Annotated in this window: 3 protein-coding genes; 2 read left to right on the top strand and 1 reads right to left on the bottom strand. The window is 45.1% G+C overall.

Features of this window, described 5'->3' with window-relative positions:
• Window positions 1–147 precede the first annotated feature (147 nt).
• Window positions 148–285: a hypothetical protein gene (locus QUA02_RS33070; protein ID WP_333033950.1), complete on the top strand. Its 138-nt coding sequence runs from the start codon at window positions 148–150 to the stop codon at window positions 283–285.
• Here the strand turns inward: QUA02_RS33070 and QUA02_RS33065 are convergent.
• Window positions 282–1,298 (bottom strand): adenosine kinase, encoded by a 1,017-nt coding sequence (locus QUA02_RS33065; RefSeq protein ID WP_333033949.1) that lies wholly within the window; start codon window positions 1,296–1,298, stop codon window positions 282–284. The genes QUA02_RS33070 and QUA02_RS33065 overlap by 4 nt on opposite strands.
• A gap of 152 nt (window positions 1,299–1,450) precedes the next feature.
• Between QUA02_RS33065 and QUA02_RS33060 the strand changes: the two genes are divergently transcribed.
• On the top strand, window positions 1,451–3,049 hold the full coding sequence (locus tag QUA02_RS33060) for a bifunctional aminoglycoside phosphotransferase/ATP-binding protein (protein WP_333033948.1): 1,599 nt from the start codon (window positions 1,451–1,453) through the stop codon (window positions 3,047–3,049).
• The last annotated feature ends 22 nt before the right edge of the window (window positions 3,050–3,071 follow it).

Genomic DNA, 3,071 nt, shown 5'->3' with positions numbered 1-3,071 from the left:
GCCCAACAATAGCTCAAAACCTCTGCCCTAGTATTTCTGAGTATTTATACTCATCGCAAAAGTGACACGCTCCCAAGTATTTGAGGCCTATGTCCAAAACCAAACCCCAGCAGCATTTCGAGTTTTCTGGTATTATGGCCCGGAGAAATGAGTTATTACAGTTATTGCAATTACGCCTCATCCTTAAGTCGCGATATATCCGCGTTCATCACCTTGCATCTGCGGTTGCTCAAAAGAGCGATCGCCCTTTATCAAAAAAGTGCGATCGCCCATTTCAATTCCTAACCAGAAATCACCTCACTCAAAAGATGAGCCTGAGAACCCTCAAGCCGAGGCCCATGAATCTGCACCACGCTAGAAGCCAAGAAATTGCCCCAGCGAGCCGCTTGTGCAGAACTCAAACCGTTAGTAATTCCAAACAAAACACCCCCCGCAAAAGCATCCCCAGCACCCACAGTATCGATCGCCTTTACCGGAAATCCAGCCACATCAACAATCTGTTTGTTCTCCACCACCATGCAGCCTTTATCCCCATTAGTGATAAAAGCCAAATCCGAAATCTCGCTCATTTTCCGAGCGCACTCTGACAAAGATTCCTCCTTAAAAAAGCTCCGAACTTCATCAGCATTGCAAAAAATTACATCGCAATATTCCGAAACCACCTTGTGAAAATCATCAGCAAATCGATCGACTAAAAAGCCATCCGAAAAAGTAAAAGCCACCTTCACACCCAGACGCTTAGACTGTTCCATCGTCTCAATGCTAGCCTTTCTCGGCTCGGGAGCATCCCACAGATAGCCTTCAACATAACTGTACTTGCAGTGACTCAGGCGATCGACATCAATATCAGTCACAGCCAGAGTAGTAGAAACACCCAAATTAGTACACATCGTGCGTTCCGCATCCGGCGTAGTCAGCACTACACAAGTACCCGTAGGCCCGTTCGACTCAGCAGCAGGATGCACGTTAAAATCAATCCCCGCCGCCAGCAAATCTTGCCGGTAAAATTCGCCGTTAGTATCCTTAGCAACCTTCCCCGAATAATACGCTTTACCGCCGCTCTGAGCCAAACCAATCATCGTATTTGCCGCCGAACCCCCCGATCGCATTTGCAGCGAATTGTGCTCTAAATCGTGCAAAATCCCCCCCTGCGTTTCCGAATTCATCAGCGTCATCCCGCCGCGATTCAGCCCGTGGCCGAGTACAAATTCATCTTCCACCAATGCTAGGATGTCTACTAGGGCATTGCCTACGCCAAACACATCCACCGAACGGGAATCTTGATTGTTTTCTGTCATCAGTAATTTTTGGTTTACACTAATTATCAACTTTATAATAAATCGACTTAAACTCAACATCTATTTTCTTTAAGTTATCTTTATCTAAATCCCCAAGCCCAAATCGATCTAATCCAAAATCTAAAATCTAAAATCCAAAATCTAAAATCGATATGACTGATACTTGTCTCCCACCTCTGATTCAGCAAATGTTGCAGCCCGGCTTTTACCCGCACGGCGTGACAGAACCAGTGCAGCTAATTCAGACTCACGCTTCCTTTGTCCTGCTGACAGGAGATTATACTTACAAAATCAAGAAACCTGTCAATTTTGGCTTTTTGGACTATTCAACTTTGGAGAAACGGCAGCATTTCTGCAACGAAGAATTGCTGCTTAACCGACGCACTGCACCGGAAATTTATCTAGAAGTTTTGCCAATTGTTAAAATAGGGGATTCGTTTCAATTTGGCAGCAACTTACCTGCTATAACTTCGGCTGAAGTTGCTGTAGAATACGCACTGAAAATGCGGGAGTTTCCTCAAGATTCGCTGTTGCTCAGTTTGTTGGAACGCGGACTGTTAACTGAGCAACTTATGGCAGACTTAGGGCGCGAAGTTGCCAAGTTTCACAGCACGGCAATTAGTAATAGCTACATTCGCAGATTTGGCAAAGTCAGTCAGATTCGCAAAGCCATAGAAAACAATTACCTGATTTCGCAAAAATATATCGGCGGGCCGCAGACTCAGACACAATATGAGGAAACTAAAAATTATACAGATGCGTTTTTTGCTGAAAATCAAGAGTTATTTAACCTGCGGATTGCCAATAAAATTCGCGAGTGCCACGGAGATTTGCACTTACGGAATATAGCATTGTGGCAAGATAAAATCTTGCTGTTTGACTGCATTGAATTTAACGAGCCTTTTCGCTTTGTTGATGTCATGTACGATGTGGCTTTTACAGTAATGGATTTGGAATCGCGCGGGCGCAGAGACTTGGGCAATGCTTTTCTCAATACTTACATCGAACAAACAGGGGATTGGGAAGGACTGCAAGTGCTGCCTCTGTATTTGAGCCGTCAAGCTTATGTTAGAGCAAAAGTAACTTCGTTAATGTTAGACGATGCTGCTATTTCAACTGCCGAAAAAGCAGCGATTTCACAGACAGCAGCTCATTACTATAAACTGGCTTGGCAATACACGCAACCGCGCCAAGGCAAGTTAACTTTGATGTCTGGTTTGTCGGGCTCTGGCAAGAGTACAGCAGCTCGATATTTGGCTCGCCGCACTGGGGCAATTCATATTCGCTCGGATGCTGTTCGCAAACATTTAGGCGGGATTCCTTTAAATGAACGCGGGGGGCAAGATTTGTACTCGGATGAAATGACCGCACAGACTTATGGTAGATTGTTAGAGTTAGGGAGAATTCTAGCTGACCGAGGTTGGGATGTGATTTTAGATGCAAAGTTCGATCGCCAAAACAGGAGAACAGATGCAATTAATCAGGCTCAATCCCACGGCTTGCCCCTGCAAATCATTTACTGCACCGCACCAATTGAAGTATTGCGAGAACGACTGCAACAGCGCAGGGGCGATATTGCCGACGCGACGGCAGAACTATTGAACTCGCAGCAAGCAGCTTTTGAAGCTTTTACAGAATTAGAGCAAATTTCTGTAAACATTGTAGATACCGCGCAAGACTTAGAGGTACTATTAAACGGGAGCATCCCGGTTTTGCAAAAGCCTCAAATAGCCAAGAGGTCGTTGAGGTAAGCACAACGAAGTTTTAGCATTT

Origin of the sequence: Microcoleus pseudofavosus SVA1_A4, from assembly GCF_036700565.1 — a bacterium.
In the GTDB taxonomy this organism is placed as follows: domain Bacteria; phylum Cyanobacteriota; class Cyanobacteriia; order Cyanobacteriales; family Microcoleaceae; genus Microcoleus.
This window is presented reverse-complemented; position numbering and strand designations above follow the sequence as displayed.